Genomic DNA, 25,699 nt, shown 5'->3' on the forward strand with positions numbered 1-25,699 from the left:
GGGAAAAAATGGTTTTTACTATCGGTATAATAAATATATTCTTAATCATAAAATATGCATATATACAGCGTCGCGCTATTTAGCGGATAGCGCTGTCTGAATAAATTTAATCATTGCATCACGGTAAAGGTTTGCATAACGTCCGGAAAAAGCATCAATGTGATCGCCGTCAGGAATGAAGATTTTTTGTTTGGGCTCCCGGGCGAGGGCATACAATTTCTCACTGTCCTGCCAGGGAATAACATGGTCTGCCGTGCCATGAAGAATCAATACCGGAATGGGGCTGACGCTGGCAATATTGCGATCCGCGCTATAGCGGTCATCAAGCAAATAGCCGCTGCCCGGGATCATCTGGTTGGCGATGGAGGAATAGGATAAAAACGTTGAGTCAAGGATAATCGCACGTATGCCCGCCTGGTCGGCGTAGCGCATATTTGCGCAGCCTACGCAGTGGCCTACGGCGGCCAGTACATTATTGCCGCCCAGGCTCTGCCCCAGCAGTACCAGGCGCTCGGGGTTAACGTCGGCGCGATGCCGCACATAATCTATCGCGCTTTTCGTATCGTCCAGTAGCCCCTCTTGTGATGGGGTACCCTCCGATTCGCCAAAACCACGGTAATCAAACATAAACAGGTTTACGTTGCGTTCTGGCAGCCAACTGACTAACGGCCAGTGCGCCGACATATTTCCGGCGTTGCCATGGACATGAATCACCGTCGCGACGGCGTTTTCCGGCCTGCCGAAAGCAGTGGGAATAAACCAGCCGTGCAGATGCGTGCCATCTTTGGCGGTAAAGGTAATGGATTCAGCTTCGGCAGGGGTTGGCCCATAGACTTTATTGTCCGGGTAATAAAAGGCATTGATCGCTACGCGGGGTAGCAGATAAATACAGACCACAATGATAAACAGAATAAAAAGGGATTTGACGATGCGTCGGGTATGTTGAAGGGTCATGTTCGCTTCCTTGCCGCTTTATGCCAATAGCGGAACAGGGAGCGATCGTACAAAAACATGCAGGCAAGTAAAGCGATGAGGCTGTGTTTAGGAAAAACGCCTGAAAAGGCACGGCGGATGAGTGGCCCCATCCGCCGAAGAGACTTAGCGCTTCAGCGCATCGCTCAGTTCGTCGCGCATATTCGCCAGCATGGCTTTAACGACGCGCGGATTCCCCGCCACGATATTACCGGTCATCATGTAGTTATGACCTCCGGTGAAATCGCTGACGATACCGCCCGCTTCACGAACCAGCAGTTCGCCCGCGGCGAAATCCCACGGACGAAGGCCAATTTCAAAGAAACCATCGACACGACCTGCAGCCACATAGGCCAGATCCAGCGCGGCGGAACCGGTGCGGCGGAAATCGGCGCATTCGCTGAACAGCTTGCCGATAATATTAATGTAGGTGGTCGCGTATTGTTTGGCTTTGAACGGGAAGCCAGTAGCGAGGATAGTGCCGTCCAGATCGCGCGCGGTACTGCCGCGCAGACGGTAGCCGTTCAGCTGTGCGCCCTGACCGCGGGTGGCGGTGAACAGTTCGTTACGCATCGGATCGTAAACGACAGCCACTTCAGTACGGCCTTTAATGCGTACAGCAATGGAAACAGAGAAGTGTGGCAGACGTTTGATGAAGTTGGTGGTGCCATCCAGCGGATCGATAACCCATTGAACATCCTGATCTGTGCCAACGTGCTCACCGCTTTCTTCGGTGATAATAGTGTGTTGCGGGTAAGATTTGCGAATGGTGTCGATAATCACCGCTTCAGCGGCCTTATCTACATTGGTCACAAAATCGTTACTGCCTTTTTGGCTCGCTTCTACAGCGTCCGGAGTTTCATAGTTTTTGGCAATTACATTACCCGCCTTGCGCGCTGCGCGCACGGCGATGGTCAGCATCGGATGCATCGGTCTCTCTCACTGGATGTTAAAGAACGGGAAAACGGCGCAGAGTATAGCAGCGAGATCGGAATCTGTCTTGGTTTTATGGTAAGATGTCAGAATAATCTTTAGCTGAAGAAAGACAATGCTGCAAAACATTCGAATTGTGCTGGTGGAAACCTCCCACACCGGCAATATGGGCTCCGTGGCTCGCGCTATGAAAACCATGGGCTTAACTAACCTGTGGCTGGTAAACCCGTTGGTGAAACCGGACTCCCAGGCCATCGCCCTGGCGGCAGGCGCCAGCGATGTGATCGGTAATGCGCAGATCGTCGATACGCTGGATGAAGCGTTGGCTGGCTGTAGCCTGGTGGTCGGCACCAGCGCCCGTTCCCGCACTTTGCCGTGGCCGATGCTTGATCCGCGCGAGTGCGGCTTAAAAAGCGTGGCGGAAGCGGCAAATACGCCGGTTGCGCTGGTTTTTGGTCGTGAGCGTGTCGGGCTGACTAACGATGAGTTGCAAAAATGCCATTATCACGTCGCTATTGCCGCTAACCCGGAGTACAGCTCGTTGAATCTGGCGATGGCGGTACAGGTCATCGCGTATGAAGTCCGCATGGCCTGGCTGGCGACGCAGGAAAACGGCGACGCAGCAGATCATGAAGAGACGCCGTATCCGCTGGTGGACGATCTTGAACGTTTCTACGGCCATCTGGAGCAGACGTTGCTCTCCACTGGCTTTATTCGCGAAAACCATCCGGGGCAGGTGATGAATAAATTGCGCCGTCTGTTTACCCGCGCCCGACCGGAAAGCCAGGAGTTGAATATTCTGCGTGGGATTCTGGCGTCTATTGAGCAGCAGAATAAAGGCAAGTAACCGCATCAATATCGCACGGAACGCTAAATACCTGACTAATTTACTCAAGTAAATAGTTGACCAAATTACTCGGGAATGTCAGACTTGTCCCTGCTATGCAATACCCCCATTTTACAATAAAAAACCCCGGGCAGGGGCGAGTTTGAGGTTAAGTAAGACATGAGACTGACATCTAAAGGGCGTTATGCCGTGACCGCAATGTTAGACGTTGCGCTCAACTCCGAAGCGGGCCCGGTACCGTTGGCTGATATTTCTGAACGTCAGGGGATTTCCCTTTCTTATCTGGAACAGCTATTTTCCCGTTTACGTAAAAACGGTCTGGTTTCCAGCGTACGCGGGCCGGGCGGCGGTTATCTGCTGGGTAAAGATGCTGGCAGCATTGCGGTCGGCGAAGTGATCAGCGCGGTTGATGAATCCGTTGACGCGACCCGTTGCCAGGGCAAAGGCGGCTGCCAGGGCGGCGATAAATGCCTGACCCATGCGCTGTGGCGTGATTTAAGCGATCGCCTGACCGGTTTTCTCAACAATATTACCTTAGGCGAGCTGGTGAATAACCAGGAAGTTCTGGATGTGTCTGGTCGCCAGCACACGCATGACGCGCCGCGCGCCAGTGGTCGTGCGCAGGACGCTATCGACGTTAAATTACGCGCTTAATTAAAATATTACGCCATCTCTTCTGGCGGCCTCATGCGGTGAATGCCGCGGTCGTCTGAAGGATGAAGCGTAAAAAAGAATTCAGAATCAGGCCGGGACGCGGACGTCCCGTCAACACGGTCGTACATCCAGCCGGTTGCCTGATTCCTTGCATTGAGTGATATACGGAGTTTAAGAGCAATGAAATTACCGATTTATCTCGACTACTCCGCAACCACGCCGGTGGACCCGCGTGTTGCCGAGAAAATGATGCAGTTTCTGACCCTGGACGGAACCTTTGGGAACCCGGCGTCTCGTTCACACCGTTTCGGCTGGCAGGCTGAAGAAGCCGTCGATATCGCCCGCAACCAGATTGCTGAACTGGTCGGCGCCGACCCGCGTGAAATCGTCTTTACCTCAGGGGCGACGGAGTCTGATAACCTGGCGATTAAAGGCGCTGCCAACTTTTATCAGAAAAAAGGCAAGCACATCATCACCAGCAAGACCGAGCACAAAGCGGTGCTGGACACCTGCCGTCAGCTTGAGCGCGAGGGGTTTGAAGTAACCTACCTGGCGCCGCAGCGCAACGGCATCATCGATCTCAACGAGCTCGAAGCAGCGATGCGTGACGACACCATTCTGGTTTCCATCATGCACGTGAACAACGAAATCGGCGTGGTGCAGGATATCGCGACCATCGGCGAAATGTGCCGCGCGCGCGGTATCATCTACCACGTTGACGCCACCCAGAGCGTGGGCAAACTGCCTATCGACCTGAGCCAACTGAAAGTGGATCTGATGTCCTTCTCCGGTCATAAAATTTATGGTCCGAAAGGCATTGGCGCGCTGTATGTGCGTCGTAAGCCGCGTATTCGCATTGAAGCGCAGATGCATGGCGGCGGGCACGAACGCGGTATGCGCTCTGGTACTCTGCCTGTCCACCAGATCGTCGGCATGGGCGAAGCTTACCGTATCGCGAAAGAAGAGATGGAGACCGAAATGGCCCGTCTGCGCGGTCTGCGTAACCGTCTGTGGAACGGCATCAAAGATATTGAAGAAGTTTACCTGAACGGCGACCTTGAGCAGGGCGCGCCAAACATTCTCAACGTGAGCTTTAACTACGTTGAAGGCGAGTCGCTGATCATGGCGCTGAAAGACCTGGCGGTCTCTTCCGGTTCCGCCTGCACCTCCGCCAGTCTGGAACCGTCTTACGTGCTGCGCGCGTTGGGCATGAATGACGAGCTGGCGCATAGCTCTATCCGTTTCTCTTTAGGTCGTTTTACCACTGAAGAAGAGATCGACTACACCATTGATCTGGTTCGTAAATCCATTGGCCGTCTGCGTGACCTTTCTCCACTGTGGGAAATGTACAAGCAGGGTGTGGATCTGAACAGCATCGAATGGGCACATCATTAATCGGTATCGGAATCAGGAGAATTTATAATGGCTTACAGCGAAAAAGTAATCGATCACTATGAGAACCCGCGTAACGTAGGGTCGTTTGACAACAACGACGATAACGTGGGAAGCGGCATGGTTGGCGCGCCGGCCTGCGGCGACGTCATGAAGTTGCAGATTAAAGTTAACGATGAAGGTATCATTGAAGACGCGCGCTTCAAGACTTACGGCTGCGGTTCCGCTATCGCCTCCAGTTCTCTGGTAACGGAGTGGGTGAAAGGGAAATCCCTGGACGAAGCGCAGGCGATTAAAAACACCGACATTGCAGACGAACTGGAACTGCCGCCGGTGAAAATTCACTGCTCTATTCTGGCGGAAGACGCGATTAAAGCCGCTATTGCGGATTACAAAAGCAAACGCGAAGCGAAATAAAATAGAACGTTAACATTGAGGTTTTGTTATGTCGATTACACTTAGCGACAGTGCAGCAGCGCGAGTTAATACCTTCCTGGCCAACCGTGGTAAAGGGTTTGGTCTGCGTCTGGGCGTGAGAACCTCCGGCTGCTCAGGTATGGCTTATGTACTGGAATTTGTTGACGAGCCAACGGCGGAAGACACCGTGTTTGAAGACAAAGGCGTTAAGGTAGTGGTTGACGGCAAGAGCCTGCAATTTCTGGACGGTACACAGCTGGACTTCGTAAAAGAAGGTCTGAACGAAGGGTTTAAATTCTCCAACCCGAATGTGAAAGATGAGTGTGGTTGCGGCGAAAGCTTCCACGTGTAACCGTGTTCCGCTGTTATACCGAGCATTCGTGCTGTAGAAAAGCGGCAAGCGAGTGAATCTCCAGGCGCTTACTTGAGTAAATGACTGGGGGAACCCGCGCAGACAACGCATCTGCGGCGCGAAGTAAGAAGGTATAACCCCACCGTGGTCGCCTGCGTGTGGGGTTTGTTCTGACAGGCTATCCCTGAGAATGTTATGGATTACTTCACCCTCTTTGGCTTACCAGCCCGTTATCAGATTGACACCCAGGCGCTGAGCCTTCGTTTTCAGGATCTGCAACGCCAGTATCACCCTGACAAATTTGCCAACGGCACTCAGGCGCAGCAGCTTGCCGCCGTCCAGCAATCCGCCACGATCAACCAGGCCTGGCAAACGCTGCGTCACCCTTTGACGCGCGCGGAGTATCTGCTCTCCTTACACGGGTTCGATCTGGCCAGCGAGCAACATACGGTACGCGACACCGCGTTTCTGATGGAACAACTCACGCTTCGCGAAGAGCTGGACGATATCGAACAATCAAAAGACGACGTGCGGCTGGAAAGCTTCATCAAACGCGTACAAAAGATGTTTGATGCTCGCCTTCAGCAAATGGTGGAACAGTTGGACAACGCCGCGTGGGACGCGGCGGCGGATACGGTGCGCAAACTGCGGTTTCTCGATAAACTGCGAAGCAGCGCAGAACAACTCGAAGAAAAGCTGCTCGATTTTTAACTGGAATCTAACATGGCCTTATTACAAATTAGTGAGCCTGGTCTGAGCGCCGCGCCGCATCAGCGTCGTCTGGCGGCGGGCATCGACTTAGGCACTACCAACTCTCTGGTTGCGACGGTTCGCAGCGGCCAGGCGGAAACTCTGCCTGACCACGAAGGGCGCCACCTGTTGCCTTCAGTGGTTCACTATCAGCAGCAGGGCCATACGGTCGGTTACGCTGCGCGCGACAATGCCGCGCAGGATACGGCCAACACTATCAGCTCTGTGAAACGCATGATGGGACGCTCGCTGGCGGATATCCAGGCGCGCTATCCGCATCTGCCTTACCGGTTTAAGGCAAGCGTTAATGGACTGCCGATGATTGACACGGCGGCTGGATTGCTCAATCCGGTACGCGTATCGGCTGATATTCTCAAAGCTCTGGCCGCGCGGGCTAGCGAATCGCTCTCCGGCGAGCTGGATGGTGTGGTGATTACCGTTCCCGCCTATTTCGATGATGCCCAACGTCAGGGAACGAAAGACGCCGCGCGGCTGGCAGGCCTGCATGTACTGCGCCTGCTCAACGAACCGACGGCGGCGGCGATTGCCTACGGTCTGGACTCAGGCAAAGAAGGCGTTATTGCTGTTTACGATCTCGGCGGCGGTACCTTCGATATCTCTATCTTACGCCTGAGCCGCGGGGTGTTTGAAGTGCTGGCGACGGGCGGTGATTCTGCGCTCGGCGGCGACGACTTTGACCATCTGCTGGCGGACTATATTCGCGAGCAGGCGGGAATTGCCGATCGTAGCGACAATCGCGTTCAGCGCGAATTGCTGGATGCCGCGATTGCCGCGAAAATCGCCTTAAGCGATGCCGATACTGTTCGAGTTAACGTTGCGGGCTGGCAGGGGGAGATCACTCGCGAGCAGTTTAACGATCTCATTTCCGCGCTGGTTAAGCGCACGCTATTGGCCTGCCGTCGCGCATTGAAAGATGCCGGCGTTGATCCCCAGGACGTTCTGGAAGTGGTCATGGTCGGCGGTTCGACCCGTGTACCGCTGGTGCGTGAGCGGGTGGGCGAATTTTTTGGCCGCACGCCGTTAACCGCTATTGACCCGGATAAAGTGGTCGCTATCGGCGCAGCGATTCAGGCCGATATTCTGGTCGGCAACAAGCCGGACAGCGAAATGTTGCTGTTGGACGTGATTCCACTCTCTCTTGGGCTGGAAACGATGGGCGGCCTGGTGGAAAAAGTCATTCCGCGCAACACCACTATCCCGGTGGCGCGCGCGCAGGATTTCACCACCTTCAAAGACGGCCAGACCGCGATGTCTATCCATGTGATGCAGGGCGAACGCGAACTGGTGCAGGACTGCCGCTCGCTGGCGCGCTTTGCGCTGCGCGGGATTCCGCCGCTGCCGGCGGGCGGGGCGCATATTCGCGTGACCTTCCAGGTAGACGCCGATGGCCTGTTGAGCGTCACCGCAATGGAAAAATCCACCGGCGTCGAGGCCTCCATTCAGGTCAAACCTTCCTATGGCCTGACCGATGGCGAAATCGCCTCGATGATCAAGGATTCCATGAGTTTTGCCGAGCAGGACGTGAAAGCGCGTATGCTGGCGGAGCAAAAAGTCGAAGCCGCGCGCGTGCTGGAAAGTTTGACCGGCGCGCTAACTGCCGACGCCGCGCTGTTAAGCGCCGCAGAACGTCAATGCATTGATGATGCCGCCGCACATTTAAGCGCGGTCGCACAAGGCGATGATGTTGACGCCATAGAACAAGCCATTAAAAACGTAGATAAACAAACCCAGGAATTTGCCGCTCGCCGCATGGACCAGTCGGTTCGTCGCGCGTTGAAAGGCCATTCCGTAGACGAGGTTTAACATGCCGAAGATTGTTATTCTGCCTCATCAGGATCTTTGTCCGGATGGCGCAGTTCTGGAAGCTGAGACCGGTGAAACCATTCTTGACGTTGCGCTGCGCAACGGCATCGAGATTGAACACGCCTGTGAGAAATCGTGCGCCTGCACCACCTGTCACTGTATTGTACGTGAAGGCTTCGACTCCTTGCCGGAAAGTTCGGAAGAAGAAGACGATATGCTGGATAAAGCGTGGGGGCTGGAGCCGGAAAGTCGACTGAGCTGCCAGGCCCGCGTTACCGACGACGATCTGGTTATCGAAATTCCACGTTACACAATCAACCATGCGCGTGAGCATTAACAGAGGGTAGTATGGGACTCAAGTGGACCGATAGCCGCGAGATCGGCGAAGCGTTATACGACGCATATCCTGATGTCGATCCTAAAACCGTTCGTTTCACCGATCTGCATCAGTGGATCTGCGAACTGGACGATTTTGACGACGACCCTAACGCATCCAATGAAAAAATTCTGGAGGCGATTCTGCTAGTCTGGTTGGATGAAGCAGAGTAATTTTTGCGTCATGATCCTCGCCGCAGGTGCGTTGGCTACGTTCGCTCACCCCAGTCACATAGTTTGCTATGCTCCCGGGGATTCGCTCACTTGCCGCCTTCCTGCAACGCGAATCATTTAGCAAAAGATCTAACGGGCTGCCCTACGGCGGCCCGTTTGCTAATAAGGAAAATAACAATGACAGAAGCCATGAAAATTACGCTTTCCACGCAGCCTGCCGATGCGCGCTGGGGCGATAAAGCCACTTACAGTATTAATAACGACGGTATTACCTTGCATCTTAACGGTAAAGACGATCTGGGGTTGATCCAGCGTGCGGCGCGTAAAATCGACGGCCTGGGAATAAAACAGGTCGCGCTGACAGGCGAAGGATGGGATATCGAGCGTTGTTGGGCATTCTGGGCGGGTTATAAAGGACCAAAAGGCGTCCGTACCGTAATGTGGCCGGATTTAGACGATGCCCAACGTCAGGAGCTGGATAACCGCCTGACCATTATTGACTGGGTGCGCGACACCATTAATGCTCCGGCGGAAGAGCTTGGACCGGAGCAACTGGCGCAGCGCGCGGTGGATCTGCTGTGCAGCGTCGCGTGCGATAGCGTCACTTACCGTATCACCAAAGGCGAAGATCTGCGCGAGCAGAACTATATGGGGTTGCATACCGTAGGCCGTGGTTCTGAGCGTCCGCCGGTGCTGCTGGCGCTGGATTACAACCCGACGGGAGACAAAGATGCGCCGGTTTATGCCTGCCTGGTCGGTAAAGGTATCACCTTTGACTCCGGCGGCTACAGTATCAAACAAAGCGCTTTTATGGACTCAATGAAATCCGATATGGGCGGCGCGGCGACAGTAACGGGCGCGCTGGCGTTCGCCATTACCCGTGGGTTGAATAAACGCGTAAAACTGTTCCTGTGCTGCGCCGATAATCTGATCAGCGGCAATGCGTTTAAACTGGGCGATATTATTCGCTACCGTAATGGTAAGAATGTCGAAGTCATGAATACCGATGCGGAAGGGCGACTGGTACTGGCGGATGGCCTGATTGACGCCAGCGCGCAACACCCGGAGCTAATCATTGATATGGCGACGTTAACCGGCGCGGCGAAAACGGCGCTGGGTAACGACTATCATGCGCTATTCAGTTTTGACGATACGCTGGCGGGGCGCTTGCTGACCAGCGCGGCGCAAGAGAATGAACCGTTCTGGCGTCTGCCGCTGGCGGAGTTCCACCGTAACCAGCTGCCGTCTAACTTTGCGGAACTGAACAACACCGGCAGCGCGGCGTATCCCGCTGGGGCAAGCACCGCCGCGGGTTTTCTGTCGCACTTTGTTGAAAATTACCGCGAAGGCTGGCTGCACATTGACTGTTCCGCCACTTATCGCAAAGCGCCGGTTGAGCAGTGGGCTGCCGGGGCAACCGGTCTGGGTGTGCGCACCATCGCGAATTTGCTGACCGCCTGAGCGGTGTTTTTGTAGGCCGGGTAAGCGAAGCGCCACCCGGCATTTTGCCTGATGGCGACGCCGTGCGTCTTATCAGGCCTACAACCCATATACATAATTTGTGATTCCTATGTCCGAAACTAAAAATGAATTAGAAATCTTGCTGGAGAAAGCGGCGACTGAGCCCGCGCATCGTCCGGCATTTTTCCGTACCTTACTGGAGTCCACCGTCTGGGTGCCGGGAAGCGCTGCCGAAGGCGAGGCGATAGTGGAAGACAGCGCTCTGGATTTGCAGCACTGGGAAAAAGAAGACGGCACGACCGTCATTCCCTTCTTTACTTCTCTGGAGGCGCTGCAGCAGGCCGTGGAAGACGAACAGGCATTTGTGGTGATGCCGGCGCGCACGCTGTTTGAAATGACGCTTGGCGAAACGCTATTCCTCAACGCTAAATTGCCGACCGGCAAAGAGTTTATGCCGCGTGAAATCAGCCTGCTTCTCGCTGAGGAAGGCAGTCCGTTAAGTACGCAGGAAGTGCTGGAAGGCGGCGAGTCGCTTATTTTATCCGAAGTGGCCGAGCCGCCGTCGCAGATGATTGATTCCCTCACTACGCTGTTTAAAACCATCAAACCGGTGAAACGCGCATTTCTCTGCGCGATTAAAGAACATGCGGACGCCCAACCCAATCTGCTGATTGGCATTGAGGCTGACGGCGAAATTGAAGAGATCATTCACGCAGCGGGCAATGTGGCGACCGACACGTTACCGGGTGACGAACCGATCGATATTTGTCAGGTGAGGAAGGGCGAGCAGGGTATCAGCCACTTTATCACTGAGCATATCGCGCCGTTCTACGAGCGCCGCTGGGGCGGGTTCCTGCGCGATTTTAAACAGAACCGCATCATCTGAAGAAAAGAAAGCCGCCCAACAGGGCGGCCTCCTGGCTTACCTGCTCTGGACGTTGAGCGTTACGGGAACAGAGCTACCTGGGTAGCTTCTGTCTGCGTGAAGACACAACGTGCCAGAAACAAGAAGCACGACACAAAAGCATCGTACCTTCATGTTGCGGTCCTTGCGAAGACCGCATCACGGCAGCACCGCTGGCGATAATGCCGTGATAGCAGGCACTACGGTGTGCCTGCGCTTACGGCCATGGGTTATCCTCTCCTGAAGCCAGCGCCCGTTTGCGAGACGGCGGAAAGGGCCGGGAAAGATAATACCTCAAATGTTGAATAGTTTCCTGATAAATTATATTGACATTTGCTCCCTTAAAAGGGAGTATTAATCCCCTACGGTGTGCCTGCGTTGCTATGGCAACAAAGCCTGCTGGAAAGGCCGCGAACCGGACCAGCACAAAAAAACCGCTCAATTGAGCGGTTTTTTTGTGACCTGCTTAAACCGAATTTATGTAGATTCGTTTTAAATCAGCCTGAACGGTAGGCCGGATAAGCGTGAGCGCCACCCGACAGCATGTCGATTAATCGACGAGCGCGTCCAGTTTTGCCCAAAACGCCTCATGATAATCCTCCAGGTCAAGTAAAGCGGCATCGCGTTTTTCATTCATTTTTTGCTGTGCCTTCCATTGCGAAAGATGTAAATCCTCTTCGGTAAAGCCAATGTCTTTAGCGCCCGAAATAATATTATAGAGATATTCCACCAGAGAAGACTCCGCCAGCCAGAATTCATTTCGTTCCATGCGGGCAATAGGGTATTCGCCGTTGGCATCCCGTTCTGTGATATAGATAAAAATGGCCTGATCGCCGACATGATCGATACGAATTAATGCCGGAAGACGGGGATCGTTACTCCAGACAGGCATCAGATCTTCAATATCAATACCTGAGCTATCCATGCCAGCGCCGTAATACGCCTCTTCATCAGGGGAGTAAGAATGAATTACTCCCTCTTTATCAATAGATCTTTGTAATGTTTCAATCACAGGCATATTATAATTGCTAAGTAGATCGCGGTCGTAGGCCAGTAGCGCCTTCAGGCTTTCAGGTAACTCAGTGGTTTCCGTATTTTGCGGATCGCGATACTTACGCACTCGCAGACGACTTATTTCCTCGGCAGGCATAGGATTAGGCACCTTATTGCGATTAACCTTTTTAACTAACTCAATTAAATTAGCGCGTGAAATATCCATTTTCCATCCTTAAAAATTATATTTACAGGAGTTATTTCCCGGTGAAAACCAAAACAGCGGTGATGATACTCCTTATACCCGGCGTAAAGTATTTACCGATAAAAAATAGGATTTTATTAAGAGAAAATAATGCCCGTTTGCAGGACAGTGGAAAAGAGCTGAATAAAAACAATGTCTGTAGATCGTTTTACATCAGCCTGAACGGTAGGCCGGATAAGCGTGAGCGCCATCCGGCATGGCAGATATTAAGCGGGTTCAACCGGTAAATCGGTACGCGCGCCCCATTCGCTCCACGCGCCATCGTAAAGCGTGACGTCAGGCACATCCAGCGTGGCGAGCGCCAGCACCACGACCGCGGCCGTCACACCGGAACCGCAGCTGGCGATAATCGGTCTGTCGAAACTCACGCCGTGGCTGAAAAAAACCTCATTCAGTTCGTCAGTGGTCTTTAATTCGCCCTCATACACCAGTTCCGTCCACGGGACGTTTAGCGCGCCAGGAATGTGTCCGCGCCTCAGTCCCGGACGCGGTTCATCAGCCTGAGCGTTAAAACGCGCCGCCGGACGCGCGTCAACGATTTGCGCGGTTTTTTCATGGCTTGCCAGCAATACGTCGGTGAGACGCACCACGGCTTGCGGCGCGAATTTCGCCTCAAACTCGCCTCCTTCATGCGCTTCTTCGCCTTCGCGCAATAGCCATTCGTCGCGCTGCCAGCCCGCCAGTCCGCCCGCCAGAATGGACACTTTCTCGGCACCGAACGTGCGCAGCATCCACCATGCCCGCGGAGCGGAGAACAGATTGCCTTCATCGTATATGACCAGGTGTTTATCCTGGCGAACACCCAGTTCACGCATGGCCACCGCAAACGCTTCCGGGCGCGGCATCATATGCGGCAGCGGCGATGCGCGATCGGAAAGCGCTTCAATATCAAAAAACAGCGCGCCGGGAATATGTCCGGCGCGATATTCGCCCGCCATATCACGATGTTCCTGTCCTGGCGGCGCCATACGGGCGTCAAGAATCTGTATTTCCGGATCATCAATATGTTCGGCAAGCCAGTCGGCGGCGACAAAAAAGGCGGTGGTCATGGGCATCTCCATTGTTACCTGATTATGGTCAAATTGTCGGACGTTTCCCGAAAAGGGACAAGTAGAAGAGGCTGTTTTGGCTGGCGAAACCACATTTCTGCGTAAAATTTTCGCATCATCACAGTAATACGGACTTACACAATAAAATTTCTCGCGCATAATATCTCATCAACCGTTGCTGACAGGCCGTTAAGGCCAGGGATGAAAGATGAAACATTTACGCGTGGTGGCCTGCATGATCATGCTGGCGCTGGCGGGATGCGATAACAACGATAAAACCGCCCCGACGACTAAAAGCGAAGCGCCAGCCGTAGCGCAGCCCTCGCCCGCGCAAGACCCGGCACAGCTACAAAAGCTGGCGCAGCAAAGCCAGGGCAAAGCGCTCACGCTATTAGACGCCTCCGAAGCGCAGCTTGACGGCGCGGCGACGCTGGTGCTGACGTTTTCAATTCCTTTAGATCCTGAACAGGATTTCTCCCGTGTGGTTCACGTGGTTGATAAGAAAAGCGGCAGCGTTGACGGCGCATGGGAGCTGGCGCCAAATTTAAAAGAGCTAAGGTTACGTCATCTGGAACCTGAACGCGTGCTGGTGGTCACGGTTGATCCCGCCGTTAAGGCGCTGAATAACGCCACCTTCGGCAAGTCTTATGAAAAAACGATTACCACGCGTGATGTCCAGCCCAGCGTCGGCTTTGCCAGCCGGGGATCGCTGCTACCGGGGAAAATAGCGGAAGGACTGCCGGTCATGGCGCTTAACGTCAACCACGTTGATGTGAACTTTTTCCGCGTTAAGCCCGGATCGCTGGCGTCATTTGTCAGCCAGTGGGAGTACCGTAGTTCTCTCTCTAACTGGGAGTCCGACCATCTGCTGAAAATGGCGGATCTGGTTTATACCGGTCGTTTTGATCTTAATCCGGCGCGCAATACGCGTGAGAAACTGCTGCTGCCATTAAGCGATATTAAGCCGCTGCAACAGGCGGGCGTATATGTGGCGGTAATGAATCAGGCTGGACACTACAACTATAGTAATGCCGCTACGTTGTTTACCCTTAGCGATATCGGCGTGTCCGCGCACCGTTACCATAATCGGCTGGATATCTTTACGCAAAGCCTGGAAAACGGCGCGGCGCAGTCGGGAATTGAGATCGTTCTTCTGAATGATAAAGGTCAGACGCTGGCGCAGGCGACGAGCGACGCGCAGGGACATGTGCAACTGGAGGCTGATAAAGCGGCGGCGCTATTACTGGCGCGTAAAGAGGAGCAGACCACGCTGCTCGATCTCACGCTTCCGGCTCTGGATCTGTCGGAATTTAATGTCGCTGGCGCGCCCGGCTACAGCAAGCAGTTCTTTATGTTCGGCCCGCGCGATCTCTACCGCCCGGGCGAAACGGTTATCCTCAACGGATTACTGCGCGATAGCGACGGTAAAACGCTGCCCGATCAACCCGTTAAGCTGGAAGTGGTAAAACCAGACGGACAGGTGATGCGTACCGTCGTCAGCCAGGCGGAAAACGGGCTATACCGTTTGAATTATCCGCTGGATATCAACGCGCCGACCGGCTTGTGGCATGTCCGCGCCAACACCGGCGATAATTTGCTGCGGAGTTGGGATTTCCACGTGGAAGACTTTATGCCGGAGCGGATGGCGCTCAACCTGACGGCGCAAAAAACGCCGCTGGCGCCTGCGGATGAGGTGAAATTCTCCGTTGTCGGCTATTACTTGTATGGCGCGCCTGCTAACGGCAATACCCTGCAAGGGCAACTTTTCCTGCGTCCGCTGCGCGACGCTGTCGCGGCGTTGCCTGGCTTCCAGTTCGGCAATATTGCTGAAGAGAATCTTTCGCGCAGCCTGGACGAAGTTCAACTGACGTTGGATAAAGGCGGACGTGGTGAAGTGAGTGCTGCCAGCCAGTGGCAAGAAGCGCATTCGCCGCTGCAGGTAATTCTACAGGCCAGCCTGCTGGAGTCTGGCGGTCGTCCGGTCACTCGTCGCGTAGAGCAGGCGATTTGGCCTGCCGATACGTTACCGGGAATTCGTCCACAGTTCGCCGCCAAAGCGGTATACGACTACCGTACGGATACCACCGTTAATCAACCGATTGTCGACGAAGACAGCAACGCCGCATTCGATATTGTTTACGCCAACGCGCAGGGCGAGAAAAAAGCGGTGTCCGGTTTACAGGTGCGGCTCATCCGCGAGCGTCGCGACTATTACTGGAACTGGTCGGAAAGCGAAGGCTGGCAGTCGCAGTTTGATCAAAAAGATCTGGTGGAGGGCGAGCAGACGCTGGATCTGAACGCGGATGAAACCGGAAAAGTCAGCTTCCCGGTGGAATGGGGCGCGTACCGTCTGGAGGTCAAAGCGCCGAATGAGACGGTCAGCAGCGTTCGTTTCTGGGCCGGCTATAGCTGGCAGGATAACAGCGACGGTAGCGGCGCGGCGCGTCCGGATCGCGTCACCCTCAAACTGGATAAAGCGAGTTATCGTCCAGGCGATACCATGAAATTGCATATCGCCGCGCCGGTCGCTGGTAAAGGTTATGCGATGGTGGAGTCCAGCGACGGTCCGCTGTGGTGGCAGGCGATCGATGTGCCGGCACAAGGTCTGGAGCTCACGATTCCGGTGGATAAAACCTGGAATCGCCACGATCTCTATCTCAGTACGCTGGTGGTGCGTCCCGGCGATAAATCTCGTTCCGCGACGCCAAAACGCGCCGTGGGGTTACTACACCTACCGCTGGGGGATGAAAACCGCCGCCTCGATCTGGCGCTGGAAAGCCCGGCTAAAATGCGCCCGAATCAGCCGCTCACCGTCAGGGTGAAAGCCAGCGTTAAACACGGCGAAATGCCAAAACAGATCAACGTGCTGGTCTCCGCGGTCGATAGCGGCGTATTGAATATCACCGATTACGCGACGCCGGACCCGTGGCAGGCGTTCTTCGGTCAAAAACGCTACGGTGCGGATATCTACGATATTTACGGCCAGGTCATTGAAGGGCAGGGGCGGCTGGCGGCGTTGCGTTTTGGCGGCGATGGCGACGACCTTAAGCGCGGCGGAAAACCGCCGGTAAACCATGTCAATATCATCGCGCAGCAGGCGCAGCCGATCACGCTCAATGAGCAGGGCGAAGGGGTCGTAACGCTGCCGATTGGCGACTTTAACGGCGAACTGCGGGTTATGGCGCAGGCATGGACAGCGGACGATTTTGGTCGCGGCGAAAGCAAAGTCGTTGTCGCCGCGCCAGTGATTGCCGAGCTGAATATGCCGCGTTTTCTGGCGGGAGGGGATGTTTCGCGACTGGTGCTGGACGTCACCAATCTGACCGACCGCCCGCAGACGCTGAATATTGCGCTCGCCGCCAGTGGGTTACTGGAACTGCTTAGTCAACAGCCGCAACCGGTCAACCTGGCGCCGGGCGTGCGCACCACCTTATTCGTTCCGGTACGTGCGCTGGAAGGTTTTGGCGAAGGCGAAATCCAGGCGACCATTAGCGGTCTGAATCTGCCGGGAGAAACCCTCGGCGCGCAGCATAAGCAGTGGCAAATCGGCGTGCGTCCGGCCTGGCCTGCCCAAACGGTAAATAGCGGCATTGCGCTGGCGCCGGGAGAGAGCTGGCATGTACCAGAGCAGCATCTGGCAAACGTCTCGCCAGCCACGTTACAGGGACAACTGCTGTTAAGCGGAAAACCGCCGCTCAATCTGGCGCGCTACATTCGCGAGCTGAAAGCATATCCGTACGGGTGCCTGGAACAAACCACCAGCGGGTTATTCCCGGCGCTGTATACCAATGCCGCTCAATTGCAGTCGCTCGGTATTACCGGCGATAGCGATGAAAAACGGCGCGCCGCGGTGGATATCGGCATCTCCCGCATACTACAGATGCAGCGTGATAACGGCGGTTTTGCGCTATGGGATGAAAATGGGGCGGAAGAGCCCTGGCTAACGGCCTACGCGATGGATTTCCTCATTCGCGCGGGCGAGCAGGGATATAGCGTCCCGCCGGAGGCCATTAACCGGGGCAATGAGCGACTGCTGCGCTATCTGCAGGATCCCGGTACGATGCTGATTCGTTATAGCGATAATACCCAGGCCAGTACTTTTGCCGCTCAGGCTTACGCCGCGCTGGTACTGGCGCGTCAGCAGAAAGCGCCGCTCGGCGCGCTGCGCGAAATCTGGGAGCGCCGTAGTCAGGCGGCTTCAGGACTGCCGCTGATGCAATTGGGCATCGCGTTAAACACGATGGGTGATGCCAGACGCGGCGAAGAGGCCATTACGCTGGCTCTGAATACGCCGCGTCAGGACGAACGGCAATGGATAGCGGATTACGGCAGTTCTCTGCGCGATAACGCTCTGATGTTGTCGTTACTGGAAGAGAACAACCTCAGACCGGACGCGCAAAACGCGCTATTAAGCTCGCTTTCTGAGCAGGCCTTCGGTCAGCGCTGGCTCTCTACCCAGGAGAACAATGCCTTGTTCCTCGCCGCGCATTCGCGACAGGCCAGCGCGGGCGCCTGGCAGGCGCAGACCTCGTTAGAGGCGCAGCCGCTGTCGGGCGACAAGGCGCTGACCCGTAATCTGGATGCTGACCAGCTGGCCGCCCTTGAGGTGACGAACACCGGTAGCCAGCCGCTATGGCTGCGTCTGGATAGCAGCGGCTATCCCTCATCTGCGCCTGAGCCTGCCAGCAACGTTTTGCAGATTGAACGACAAATACTGGGGACCGATGGTCAGCGTAAATCGCTGTCCTCGTTGCGTAGCGGCGAACTGGTGCTGGTCTGGTTAACGGTAGTGGCCGATCGCAATGTGCCGGATGCGCTGGTGGTGGACCTGCTCCCGGCCGGGCTGGAGCTGGAAAACCAGAATCTGGCTGACAGCAGCGCCAGCCTGCCGGAGAGCGGTAGCGAAGTGCAAAATCTGCTTAATCAGATGCAGCAGGCGGATATTCAGTATATGGAATTCCGCGACGATCGGTTTGTGGCTGCCGTCGTTGTCAATGAGGGCCAGCCCGTGACGCTGGTCTACCTGGCGCGCGCGGTAACGCCGGGGACGTACCAGCTTGCGCAACCGCAGGTGGAATCGATGTACGCGCCTCAGTGGCGGGCAACCGGCGCGAGCGAGGGGCTGCTGATTGTGACGCCTTAAATGAACGGTTGGCGTGGTAAACGTGGCCGCTGGCTGTGGCTGGCGGGCGCGCCGCTTTTTATTTTCCTGGCGTTATGGGCAGCGGATAAACTCTGGCCGCTGCCGCTCAATGAGGTCCATCCTGCGCGGGTCGTGGTAGCCCATGACGGTACGCCGCTGTGGCGCTTTGCCGACGCCGGGGGGATCTGGCGCTATCCGGTGACGATTGAAGAGGTCTCTCCCCGCTACCTGGAGGCCTTAATCAATTACGAAGATCGCTGGTTCTGGCGGCACCCTGGCGTTAACCCTTTCTCCGTCGCGCGCGCGGCATGGCAGGATCTTACCGCCGGGCGCGTTATTTCCGGCGGCAGTACGCTGACTATGCAGGTGGCGAGACTGCTGGACCCGCATTCGCGCACGTTCGGCGGTAAAATCCGCCAGCTTTGGCGCGCCCTCCAGCTTGAATGGCATTTGTCCAAGCGCGATATCCTGACGCTGTACCTGAACCGCGCGCCGTTCGGCGGCACGCTACAGGGTATTGGCGCTGCAAGCTGGGCCTACTTCGGCAAGCCGCCCGCGCGCCTGAGCTACGCTGACGCGGCGCTGCTGGCCGTATTGCCGCAGGCGCCGAGCCGGTTACGCCCCGACCGCTGGCCTGCGAGAGCCGAAGCGGCACGAAATAAAGTGCTGGATCGGATGGCGGCGCAGGGCGTCTGGCCTGCCGAAACGGTACGCGAGTCGCGTGAAGAGCCGGTCTGGCTGGCGCCGCGTCAAATGCCGCAACTGGCGCCGCTTTTTGCCCGAATGATGTTGAGTAAAAGCCGGAGCGACAAAATTGTGACCACGCTGGACGCCGGGTTGCAGCGGCAACTGGAAGATCTGGCGCGGGCATGGAAAGGGCGGCTGCCTGCACGCAGTTCATTGGCGATGATCGTCGTCGATCATACCGATATGAGCGTGCGCGGCTGGGTAGGATCGGTAGACCTTAATGACGACAGCCGTTTTGGTCATGTCGACATGGTAACGGCGATCCGATCGCCGGGATCGGTACTCAAACCCTTTGTGTACGGTCTGGCGCTGGATGACGGCTTGATCCATCCCGCATCATTATTACAGGACGTTCCGCGCCGCACCGGAGATTACCGCCCGGGAAACTTCGACAGCGGATTTCACGGCCCGGTCAGCATGAGCGACGCGCTGGTACGCTCGCTGAATCTGCCTGCCGTTCAGGTGCTTGAAGCCTATGGGCCGAAACGATTTGCGGCAAAACTGCGTAACGTCGGCCTGCCGCTATATTTGCCTGCTGGCGCGGCGCCCAATCTTTCGCTGATTCTGGGCGGCGCGGGCGCGCGGCTTGACGAGATGGCGGCGGCATACAGCGCGTTCGCTCGTCATGGGAAAGCGGCGAAACTACGGTTACAGCCGGACGATCCGCTGTCGGAAAGACCATTAATGTCGCCGGGAGCGGCGTGGATCATTCGGCGGATTATGGCGGATGAAGCGCAACCCTTGCCGGATAACGCGCTGCCGCGCATTGTGCCGTTGGCGTGGAAAACCGGCACCAGCTACGGCTATCGCGATGCGTGGGCTATTGGCGTTAACGCGCGCTATATCATCGGCATCTGGACAGGCAGACCCGACGGCACACCTGTGGTGGGGCAATTTGGTTTTGCCAGCGCGGTGCCATTGCTTAACCAGGTCAATAATCTGTTACTGGCGCATACGGGACGCCTGCCGGAAGATCCGCGTCCGCAGACGGTAAGCCGCGGCGTCATTTGCTGGCCGGGCGGACAGACTCTGCCTGCCGGAGACAGCAACTGTCGCCGCCGACTGGCGACATGGCTGCTCGATGACAGCCAGCCGCCCACGCTGCTGTTACCTGAGCAGGAAGACATCAACGGTATTCGTTTCCCGGTCTGGCTGGATGATACGGGGCGGCGTGTCGCTGCCGACTGTCCGCAGGCGTGTGCGCATACGTTTATCGTCTGGCCGCGGCCGCTGGAGCCGTGGCTGCCGCCTGCGGAAAGACGTAGCGCCCGCTTGCCCGCGGCGTCCGACCACTGTCCGCCGCTACAGGGCAGTGATGCCGCGCCGTTAATGCTGTCAGGAGTGAGGGATGGCGCGGTGATCAGGCAATTGCCAGGCCAGGAAAACGTTACGCTGCCCGTCTCGACTACCGGCGGTAAAGGGCGTCGCTGGTGGTTTTTAAATGGCGAACCTGTTAATGGCGAAAATAATCGCCTTTCTTTATTACTCAATATCGCTGGACGTTATCAACTTGTCGTAATGGATGAGTCCGGTCAGGTTGCTGCGGTTAATTTTGAATTAATACGTTAACAACTCTTCAGAATAAATTATGAATTTCATTTAATTTAAAGTTAATGAGAATTATTAATTTTTCCGGAATTACCCTTAATGAGGGAGCTTGATAAATATCAAGAGATCTAACACTTAAAAACGTGAGAATGGGTTTTTATTTGACGAGTCGGATCATGAAAAATATAAAAAGCCAGGGAAATGGCGAACAGCCCGCTATTTCTCGCCGCCACTTTATCCAGGCCAGCTCCGCGCTTATTGCGTTACCGTTTGTCTCCTCGCCAGCTACCGCTCAGGCGCGCGCTGTGACGGCCACTGAAAACAGGCCTGCGGAAAAAGTCGTTCAGACATGCAGCACTTTTGACTGCGGGGGCAAATGCGATATTCGGGCGCATGTTAGTGACGGTATCGTGACGCGAATTTCAACGCGACCGGATAATGCGCTGGATGCGCAAATGCCGGTGATGCGTGCCTGTGTTCGTGGACGCGCATACCGTAAATTTGTTTATCACCCCGATAGACTTAAATATCCCATGAAGCGTGTAGGAAAACGCGGTGAAGGAAAGTTCGAGCGAATTTCCTGGGATGAAGCGACAACCTTAATCGCCGATAATTTAAAATCGATTACTGAAAAATATGGCCCGGCTTCGCGCTATGTTCATGTTGGCACCGCCGTTTCCGGCGGCACCTTTTCCGGCGATAAAATGGCGCGTCGCCTGCTGAATCTGACCGGCGGCTATCTCGAAAGCTACCATTCTGTGAGTATGGGCAATACGGCGGCCGCGACGCCTTATACTTACGGCATTGCCGCCAGCGGCAGTTCGCTGGATACGCTTTTGGACACCAAACTGGTGATTCTGTGGGGCCATAACCCGACGGAGACCATTTTTGGTCATACCAACTATTTCTTGCAGAAGATGAAGCAGAACGGTACGCGGTTTATCGTGGTCGATCCGCGCTATTCCGACACCGTTTCCTCGCTGGCGGATCAGTGGATCCCGCTGCTGCCCACCACCGACAATGCGCTGATGGACGCGATGATGTACGTCATCATCAGCGAGAATCTGCACGATCGCGCATTTATTGCGCGCTACGCTATCGGTTTTGACGAAGACTCAATGCCGGAAGGCGTACCGGCTAACGAATCGCTGGTGGCGTATCTGACCGGCGCCAAAGACGGTGTCGTTAAGTCCCCCGAGTGGGCGGAAAAGATCACCCATGTGCCGGCGCAAACCATACGCCAGTTAGCGTGTGATTACGCGAATACCAAACCCGCCGCGTTGATTCAGGGGTGGGGACCACAGCGCCACAACTGCGGCGAGCGCACCGCGCGCGGCTCGACCCTACTGGCGACCATTACCGGTAATGTCGGCATCAAAGGCGGTTGGGCTGCGGGTTATGGCGGCTGCGCTAACCGTAAATTTGCCGCGGGTCCGGAGATGCCGGATAACCCGGTAAAAGCCAAAATTTCGGTGATGAACTGGGTGCAGGCCGCAGACGACGCCAGCAAAGTGACGCCGGATATGGGGCTGAAAGATGCCGATAAGCTGGACAGTAACATCCGTATTCTGTTCTCGCTGGCCGGGAACTATCTGGCGAATCAGAACCCCGATCTGCACCAGGCGGTACGCGTACTGGAGGATGAATCAAAGATCCAGTTTATTGTCGCCAGCGATCTGTTTATGACGCCGAGCGCGAAATACGCTGATCTACTGCTGCCGGAAACCAGCTTTATGGAACGCTGGAACATCGGTGAAACCTGGGGCACGGCAAGCTACCTGATACTCTCTGAAAAACTGATCGAGCCTGAATTTGAGCGGCGCTCCGACTACGACTGGCTACGTGAGGTGGCGGCGAAATTAGGCATTGAAAACGAATTTAGCCAGGGGCGCGATGAGAAAGCGTGGATTGAACACATCTGGGAACAGACGCGCCTGGCGATGCCGGACGAAAATCTACCGGATTTCGCCACGCTGCAAAAGACCCGTCAGCATCTGTTCAAAAGCGCGCCATTTATCGCCTTTGAAGACAATATTCGCGATCCGGACAATCATCCGTTCCCGACGCCGTCAGGGAAAATAGAGATCTTCTCGAAGCGCCTGTACGACATGCAGCATCCGGAAATCCCGGCGTTGTCGCACTACGTTCCCGCGCATGAAGGCCCGGAGGATGCGCTGGTGAAAGATTTTCCGCTCCAGTTAATTACGTGGAAAGGAAAAAACCGCGCCAACTCAACGCAATACGCTAACCCGTGGCTGATTGAAGTGCAGCAGCAGACATTGTGGATCAACCCGCAGGATGCGCAAAAGCGCGGCATTACGCATGGCGACATGGTGCGTATTCATAACTCACGCGGGATTTGCGAAATCCCGGCGGAAGTGACGCCGCGCATTATTCCCGGCGTTGTCGCAATGCAGGCTGGCGCCTGGTGGCAGCCGGATGAAAACGGCGTTGATAAAGGCGGCTGTGCGAACGTCCTCAGCTCGGCCCGTATTACCGCGCTGGCGAAGGGAAATTCACATCAAACCATGCTGGTGGAGGTGGCTAAAGCATGAGTCAGTTTACACATTACCCGCCGGTGAGCGATAAACAACTGGGGTTTTTCATCGACTCCTCACGCTGCTCCGGTTGTAAAGCCTGCCAGGTGGCCTGCAAAGACAAAAACAATCTGGAAGTAGGCCGTCGTTTCCGCCGCGTCTATGAAGTCAAGGGCGGAAGTTTCATCCCGACCGGGCAGGGCGGGGTCAGCAATAACGTATTTGCTTATACGCTTTCTATTTCCTGCAATCACTGTGCGGACCCTGTCTGCACCAAGAATTGCCCGACTACCGCTATGCATAAACGCCCGGGCGACGGCATCGTGCGCGTTGATACCGACAAATGCGTCGGCTGTGGCTATTGCGCTTGGTCCTGCCCTTACGGCGCGCCGCAGCTTAACGAGCAGACCGGCCAAATGTCCAAGTGCGACATGTGCGTTGATTTACTGGCGAAAGGTGAACCGCCCGTCTGTGTTGCGACCTGTCCGCTGGAGGCCATCAAGTTTGCTCCGATTGATGAACTGCGCGCGAAGTACGGTAGCGTATGCGACGTTAACGGGCTGCCAGATTCATCCATAACCAAACCTAATCTGGTTGTCAAAGCGCATCAGGGCGCAGAAAAAGAGGGTAAACGCCATGCATGAGTTACCGCTGCTGATTTTTACGCTCTGTTTGCAAGGGTCTGTGGGTGTGACAGTGTGGCTGGCGTTGGGCCGCCAGTACGCCGTAGAGGGACGCGTGCCTGCACGCGGCGCGCTTCCCGCGATGGCGGGGGCGTTTGTACTGGCCTGCGTAGGGCTGCTTGCTTCAGCGCTGCACATGGGCTATCCCCTGAATGCGCTAAATGCGTTACGTCATGTCGCCAGTTCGTGGCTGAGTCGCGAAATCGTCTTTGCCAGCCTTTATCTGGCGGCGCTGGGACTGGGGGTTGTGCTGCTGTTTTTCCGAAAGCCAGGCTGGCAGCCGCTGCTGGCGTTGGCGGCAGCGTTCGGGCTGGTGGATGTATTCTGCATGGCGCAGGTTTATATCCATGCCTCGGTGGCGACCTGGCAGCATAGCAACACGCTGGCGCTGTTCTTTGGCACATCAGGCATTATCGGCTCGGTAGTCATTGCGCTGGCTTATCTGCGCAACGCTGGCGCCGCAATGCGCTGCGCTGTGGTGGTGGTCGCACTGATGGTGCTGATTCGCCTGATCATGCAGCCGCTATGGCTGGCGGATATTAATGCAGTGGATACGACGGTCGTCACTTTCCCGCATCATCCGCTACAGGCGCTGGCGCAGTTGCGCGACGTCTATCTTCTCGGCTGGTGTGTCTCAGCGGCGGGAATGCTCTGCTTTGCCGCAGGCGGTCTGCGAAACGCCAGAGGAACTCTGGTGGCGGGCAGCGTATTGCTGCTTATCGGCGAGATTATGCTGCGCTACGTCTTCTTTAGTATTGGCTGATGGTTAACCTGACGATCGATCCGGCGGTAGACGTGACGCAGGCTTGCGTCCGTCGTCGCTTTCGTTTTTCTTCCTGCCGCGCTTGCGCCGATGTTTGTCCGGCGCAGGCGTTTTCGCTGGCGCAGGGGCAGGTCAGCATAGATACGACACGCTGCATAGCCTGTGGCGACTGTCTGTTTGTCTGTCCTGTTGACGCCATTACCGGTATCAAACCGGTTAAACGCTTTGTGCAGGGGGATACGTTGGTGGGGCCGTTTTCGCTACAGGCGCCAACGGTCGATGAACTGCTTCTCTGGCACAGCCAGTACGGTATTCGCTTTATTGATATTGCGGTGGAGCGATCGGCGCAGTGGCTGATGGCGCTGGCGGGGCTAAATTTAGCGCTGCGCCGCTACGGCGAGCCGGGCTGGTCTTTCAAACACGTTGTCGGCGCGGAGATTAACGCCTCGCGGCGCACTCTGTTTCATGTTCCGCGCGACGCCATTACCCCGTGTGCCGTCGAGCCGGGGAAACGGCGTCTCAGACAGGCGTTTTCCGCGTTCAGCGAATGCGTACCCGAAATCAGTCCGCAAGAGTGCAGGATGTGCGGCGCCTGCTGGCGAAGCTGCCCGGAGAACGTTATCCAGTTTGACGACAATACCCTGACGATAGCGGCGGCGCGTTGTACGGGATGCGGCGGCTGTGCGGCGGTATGTCCGCATCAGGCGCTGCGGCTGCGGTTTGACGTGGAACCCGCCTCAACGCGGCATAGTGCGGCGCATACGCTCACCTGCGACATCTGCAAACGTACTTTCCATGCTCTCACGCCTGAACACACGCACTGCGTGCTGTGTCAGTCCCCTGAGTTTGCTGTGCGTCTTTAACTTTTGTTGCTAATGCTCATTTTATTTTAAAAAAATGTTACCTATATCCATAG

23 protein-coding genes are annotated in these 25,699 nt (G+C 55.7%); 18 read left to right on the forward strand and 5 right to left on the reverse strand.

What is annotated here, in order from left to right; translation table 11 throughout:
* Window positions 1-75: 75 nt before the first annotated feature.
* Both J1G48_RS05865 and suhB read right to left on the reverse strand, forming a co-directional pair.
* Window positions 76-954: an alpha/beta hydrolase gene (locus tag J1G48_RS05865; RefSeq protein WP_000174944.1), complete on the reverse strand. Its 879-nt coding sequence runs from the start codon at window positions 952-954 to the stop codon at window positions 76-78.
* Between the two features lie 144 nt (window positions 955-1,098).
* The gene (suhB, locus tag J1G48_RS05870; RefSeq protein ID WP_000553472.1) at window positions 1,099-1,902 is read right to left on the reverse strand and encodes an inositol-1-monophosphatase; all 804 of its coding nucleotides are present in this window, start codon (window positions 1,900-1,902) and stop codon (window positions 1,099-1,101) included.
* Between the two features lie 118 nt (window positions 1,903-2,020).
* On the opposite strand from suhB, the gene trmJ reads away from it, so the two are divergent.
* The 11 genes from trmJ (at window position 2,021) to sseB (ending at window position 11,037) form a co-directional block, all read left to right on the forward strand.
* Entirely contained in the window at window positions 2,021-2,752 is a 732-nt protein-coding gene (trmJ, locus tag J1G48_RS05875; protein ID WP_000940032.1) for a tRNA (cytosine(32)/uridine(32)-2'-O)-methyltransferase TrmJ, read from the forward strand.
* A gap of 159 nt (window positions 2,753-2,911) precedes the next feature.
* Window positions 2,912-3,406 (forward strand): Fe-S cluster assembly transcriptional regulator IscR, encoded by a 495-nt coding sequence (iscR, locus tag J1G48_RS05880; protein WP_001241346.1) that lies wholly within the window; start codon window positions 2,912-2,914, stop codon window positions 3,404-3,406.
* A gap of 180 nt (window positions 3,407-3,586) precedes the next feature.
* Entirely contained in the window at window positions 3,587-4,801 is a 1,215-nt protein-coding gene (iscS, locus tag J1G48_RS05885) for a cysteine desulfurase (protein ID WP_000775263.1), read from the forward strand.
* Window positions 4,802-4,828: 27 nt separating this feature from the next.
* Window positions 4,829-5,215 (forward strand): Fe-S cluster assembly scaffold IscU, encoded by a 387-nt coding sequence (iscU, locus tag J1G48_RS05890; RefSeq protein ID WP_000331704.1) that lies wholly within the window; start codon window positions 4,829-4,831, stop codon window positions 5,213-5,215.
* A 28-nt stretch (window positions 5,216-5,243) separates the two neighbouring features.
* The gene (iscA, locus tag J1G48_RS05895) at window positions 5,244-5,567 is read left to right on the forward strand and encodes an iron-sulfur cluster assembly protein IscA (protein WP_000028952.1); all 324 of its coding nucleotides are present in this window, start codon (window positions 5,244-5,246) and stop codon (window positions 5,565-5,567) included.
* Window positions 5,568-5,762: 195 nt separating this feature from the next.
* On the forward strand, window positions 5,763-6,278 hold the full coding sequence (hscB, locus tag J1G48_RS05900) for a co-chaperone HscB (protein WP_000384398.1): 516 nt from the start codon (window positions 5,763-5,765) through the stop codon (window positions 6,276-6,278).
* A 12-nt stretch (window positions 6,279-6,290) separates the two neighbouring features.
* A complete protein-coding gene (hscA, locus tag J1G48_RS05905) occupies window positions 6,291-8,141 on the forward strand; it encodes a Fe-S protein assembly chaperone HscA (protein ID WP_001196651.1) in 1,851 nt (616 codons plus the stop codon).
* 1 nt (window position 8,142) lies between these two features.
* Window positions 8,143-8,478 (forward strand): ISC system 2Fe-2S type ferredoxin, encoded by a 336-nt coding sequence (gene fdx / locus J1G48_RS05910; protein WP_001124466.1) that lies wholly within the window; start codon window positions 8,143-8,145, stop codon window positions 8,476-8,478.
* Between the two features lie 11 nt (window positions 8,479-8,489).
* Complete coding sequence (gene iscX, locus J1G48_RS05915; RefSeq protein ID WP_000523621.1) at window positions 8,490-8,690, forward strand: Fe-S cluster assembly protein IscX; 201 nt, start codon at window positions 8,490-8,492, stop codon at window positions 8,688-8,690.
* Between the two features lie 177 nt (window positions 8,691-8,867).
* A complete protein-coding gene (gene pepB / locus J1G48_RS05920) occupies window positions 8,868-10,151 on the forward strand; it encodes an aminopeptidase PepB (RefSeq protein WP_000133534.1) in 1,284 nt (427 codons plus the stop codon).
* Between the two features lie 109 nt (window positions 10,152-10,260).
* Complete coding sequence (sseB, locus tag J1G48_RS05925) at window positions 10,261-11,037, forward strand: enhanced serine sensitivity protein SseB (protein ID WP_001533245.1); 777 nt, start codon at window positions 10,261-10,263, stop codon at window positions 11,035-11,037.
* Window positions 11,038-11,073: 36 nt separating this feature from the next.
* Here the strand turns inward: sseB and timP are convergent, their stop codons facing one another.
* Both timP and J1G48_RS05930 read right to left on the reverse strand, forming a co-directional pair.
* A complete protein-coding gene (timP, locus tag J1G48_RS23220; RefSeq protein ID WP_242627550.1) occupies window positions 11,074-11,190 on the reverse strand; it encodes a small toxic inner membrane protein TimP in 117 nt (38 codons plus the stop codon).
* A gap of 415 nt (window positions 11,191-11,605) precedes the next feature.
* Complete coding sequence (locus J1G48_RS05930; RefSeq protein ID WP_000355384.1) at window positions 11,606-12,274, reverse strand: DUF5066 family protein; 669 nt, start codon at window positions 12,272-12,274, stop codon at window positions 11,606-11,608.
* Window positions 12,275-12,315: 41 nt separating this feature from the next.
* Between J1G48_RS05930 and J1G48_RS05935 the strand changes: the two genes are divergently transcribed.
* On the forward strand, window positions 12,316-12,540 hold the full coding sequence (locus J1G48_RS05935; protein ID WP_012535673.1) for a hypothetical protein: 225 nt from the start codon (window positions 12,316-12,318) through the stop codon (window positions 12,538-12,540).
* Here the strand turns inward: J1G48_RS05935 and sseA are convergent.
* Complete coding sequence (sseA, locus tag J1G48_RS05940; RefSeq protein WP_000205241.1) at window positions 12,520-13,362, reverse strand: 3-mercaptopyruvate sulfurtransferase; 843 nt, start codon at window positions 13,360-13,362, stop codon at window positions 12,520-12,522. The two genes, J1G48_RS05935 and sseA, sit on opposite strands and share 21 nt — an antisense overlap.
* 208 nt (window positions 13,363-13,570) lie before the next feature.
* Here sseA and J1G48_RS05945 point away from each other — a divergent pair, with 208 nt between their 5' ends.
* The 6 genes from J1G48_RS05945 (at window position 13,571) to J1G48_RS05970 (ending at window position 25,646) form a co-directional block, all read left to right on the forward strand.
* Entirely contained in the window at window positions 13,571-18,505 is a 4,935-nt protein-coding gene (locus J1G48_RS05945; protein WP_000681850.1) for an alpha-2-macroglobulin, read from the forward strand.
* A complete protein-coding gene (gene pbpC / locus J1G48_RS05950; protein WP_001014765.1) occupies window positions 18,506-20,821 on the forward strand; it encodes a peptidoglycan glycosyltransferase PbpC in 2,316 nt (771 codons plus the stop codon).
* A gap of 155 nt (window positions 20,822-20,976) precedes the next feature.
* On the forward strand, window positions 20,977-23,355 hold the full coding sequence (locus tag J1G48_RS05955) for a DMSO/selenate family reductase complex A subunit (protein ID WP_001703049.1): 2,379 nt from the start codon (window positions 20,977-20,979) through the stop codon (window positions 23,353-23,355).
* Entirely contained in the window at window positions 23,352-23,981 is a 630-nt protein-coding gene (locus J1G48_RS05960; RefSeq protein WP_000077435.1) for a DMSO/selenate family reductase complex B subunit, read from the forward strand. The genes J1G48_RS05955 and J1G48_RS05960 overlap by 4 nt, the downstream gene beginning before the upstream one ends.
* A complete protein-coding gene (locus J1G48_RS05965) occupies window positions 23,974-24,783 on the forward strand; it encodes a dimethyl sulfoxide reductase anchor subunit family protein (RefSeq protein ID WP_000544895.1) in 810 nt (269 codons plus the stop codon). Before J1G48_RS05960 ends, J1G48_RS05965 begins: the two co-directional genes overlap by 8 nt.
* Entirely contained in the window at window positions 24,783-25,646 is an 864-nt protein-coding gene (locus tag J1G48_RS05970; protein WP_000247780.1) for a 4Fe-4S binding protein, read from the forward strand. The genes J1G48_RS05965 and J1G48_RS05970 overlap by 1 nt, the downstream gene beginning before the upstream one ends.
* Window positions 25,647-25,699 lie beyond the last annotated feature (53 nt).

The organism is Salmonella sp. SAL-020 (assembly GCF_017372215.1).
Classification (GTDB): domain Bacteria; phylum Pseudomonadota; class Gammaproteobacteria; order Enterobacterales; family Enterobacteriaceae; genus Salmonella; species Salmonella enterica.

Bases quoted from the DNA above. Each gene is read 5' to 3' on its own strand.
- sseB (WP_001533245.1), top strand. From the start codon at position 10,261: ATGTCCGAAACTAAAAATGAATTAGAAATCTTGCTGGAGAAAGCGGCG.
- J1G48_RS05865 (WP_000174944.1), bottom strand. From the start codon at position 954: ATGACCCTTCAACATACCCGACGCATCGTCAAATCCCTTTTTATTCTG.
- timP (WP_242627550.1), bottom strand. From the start codon at position 11,190: ATGAAGGTACGATGCTTTTGTGTCGTGCTTCTTGTTTCTGGCACGTTG.
- iscU (WP_000331704.1), top strand. From the start codon at position 4,829: ATGGCTTACAGCGAAAAAGTAATCGATCACTATGAGAACCCGCGTAAC.
- pbpC (WP_001014765.1), top strand. From the start codon at position 18,506: ATGAACGGTTGGCGTGGTAAACGTGGCCGCTGGCTGTGGCTGGCGGGC.
- iscX (WP_000523621.1), top strand. From the start codon at position 8,490: ATGGGACTCAAGTGGACCGATAGCCGCGAGATCGGCGAAGCGTTATAC.
- J1G48_RS05970 (WP_000247780.1), top strand. From the start codon at position 24,783: ATGGTTAACCTGACGATCGATCCGGCGGTAGACGTGACGCAGGCTTGC.
- iscR (WP_001241346.1), top strand. From the start codon at position 2,912: ATGAGACTGACATCTAAAGGGCGTTATGCCGTGACCGCAATGTTAGAC.
- trmJ (WP_000940032.1), top strand. From the start codon at position 2,021: ATGCTGCAAAACATTCGAATTGTGCTGGTGGAAACCTCCCACACCGGC.
- J1G48_RS05960 (WP_000077435.1), top strand. From the start codon at position 23,352: ATGAGTCAGTTTACACATTACCCGCCGGTGAGCGATAAACAACTGGGG.
- J1G48_RS05955 (WP_001703049.1), top strand. From the start codon at position 20,977: ATGAAAAATATAAAAAGCCAGGGAAATGGCGAACAGCCCGCTATTTCT.
- pepB (WP_000133534.1), top strand. From the start codon at position 8,868: ATGACAGAAGCCATGAAAATTACGCTTTCCACGCAGCCTGCCGATGCG.
- J1G48_RS05965 (WP_000544895.1), top strand. From the start codon at position 23,974: ATGCATGAGTTACCGCTGCTGATTTTTACGCTCTGTTTGCAAGGGTCT.
- hscA (WP_001196651.1), top strand. From the start codon at position 6,291: ATGGCCTTATTACAAATTAGTGAGCCTGGTCTGAGCGCCGCGCCGCAT.
- iscS (WP_000775263.1), top strand. From the start codon at position 3,587: ATGAAATTACCGATTTATCTCGACTACTCCGCAACCACGCCGGTGGAC.
- fdx (WP_001124466.1), top strand. From the start codon at position 8,143: ATGCCGAAGATTGTTATTCTGCCTCATCAGGATCTTTGTCCGGATGGC.
- suhB (WP_000553472.1), bottom strand. From the start codon at position 1,902: ATGCATCCGATGCTGACCATCGCCGTGCGCGCAGCGCGCAAGGCGGGT.
- iscA (WP_000028952.1), top strand. From the start codon at position 5,244: ATGTCGATTACACTTAGCGACAGTGCAGCAGCGCGAGTTAATACCTTC.
- J1G48_RS05930 (WP_000355384.1), bottom strand. From the start codon at position 12,274: ATGGATATTTCACGCGCTAATTTAATTGAGTTAGTTAAAAAGGTTAAT.
- J1G48_RS05945 (WP_000681850.1), top strand. From the start codon at position 13,571: ATGAAACATTTACGCGTGGTGGCCTGCATGATCATGCTGGCGCTGGCG.
- hscB (WP_000384398.1), top strand. From the start codon at position 5,763: ATGGATTACTTCACCCTCTTTGGCTTACCAGCCCGTTATCAGATTGAC.
- sseA (WP_000205241.1), bottom strand. From the start codon at position 13,362: ATGACCACCGCCTTTTTTGTCGCCGCCGACTGGCTTGCCGAACATATT.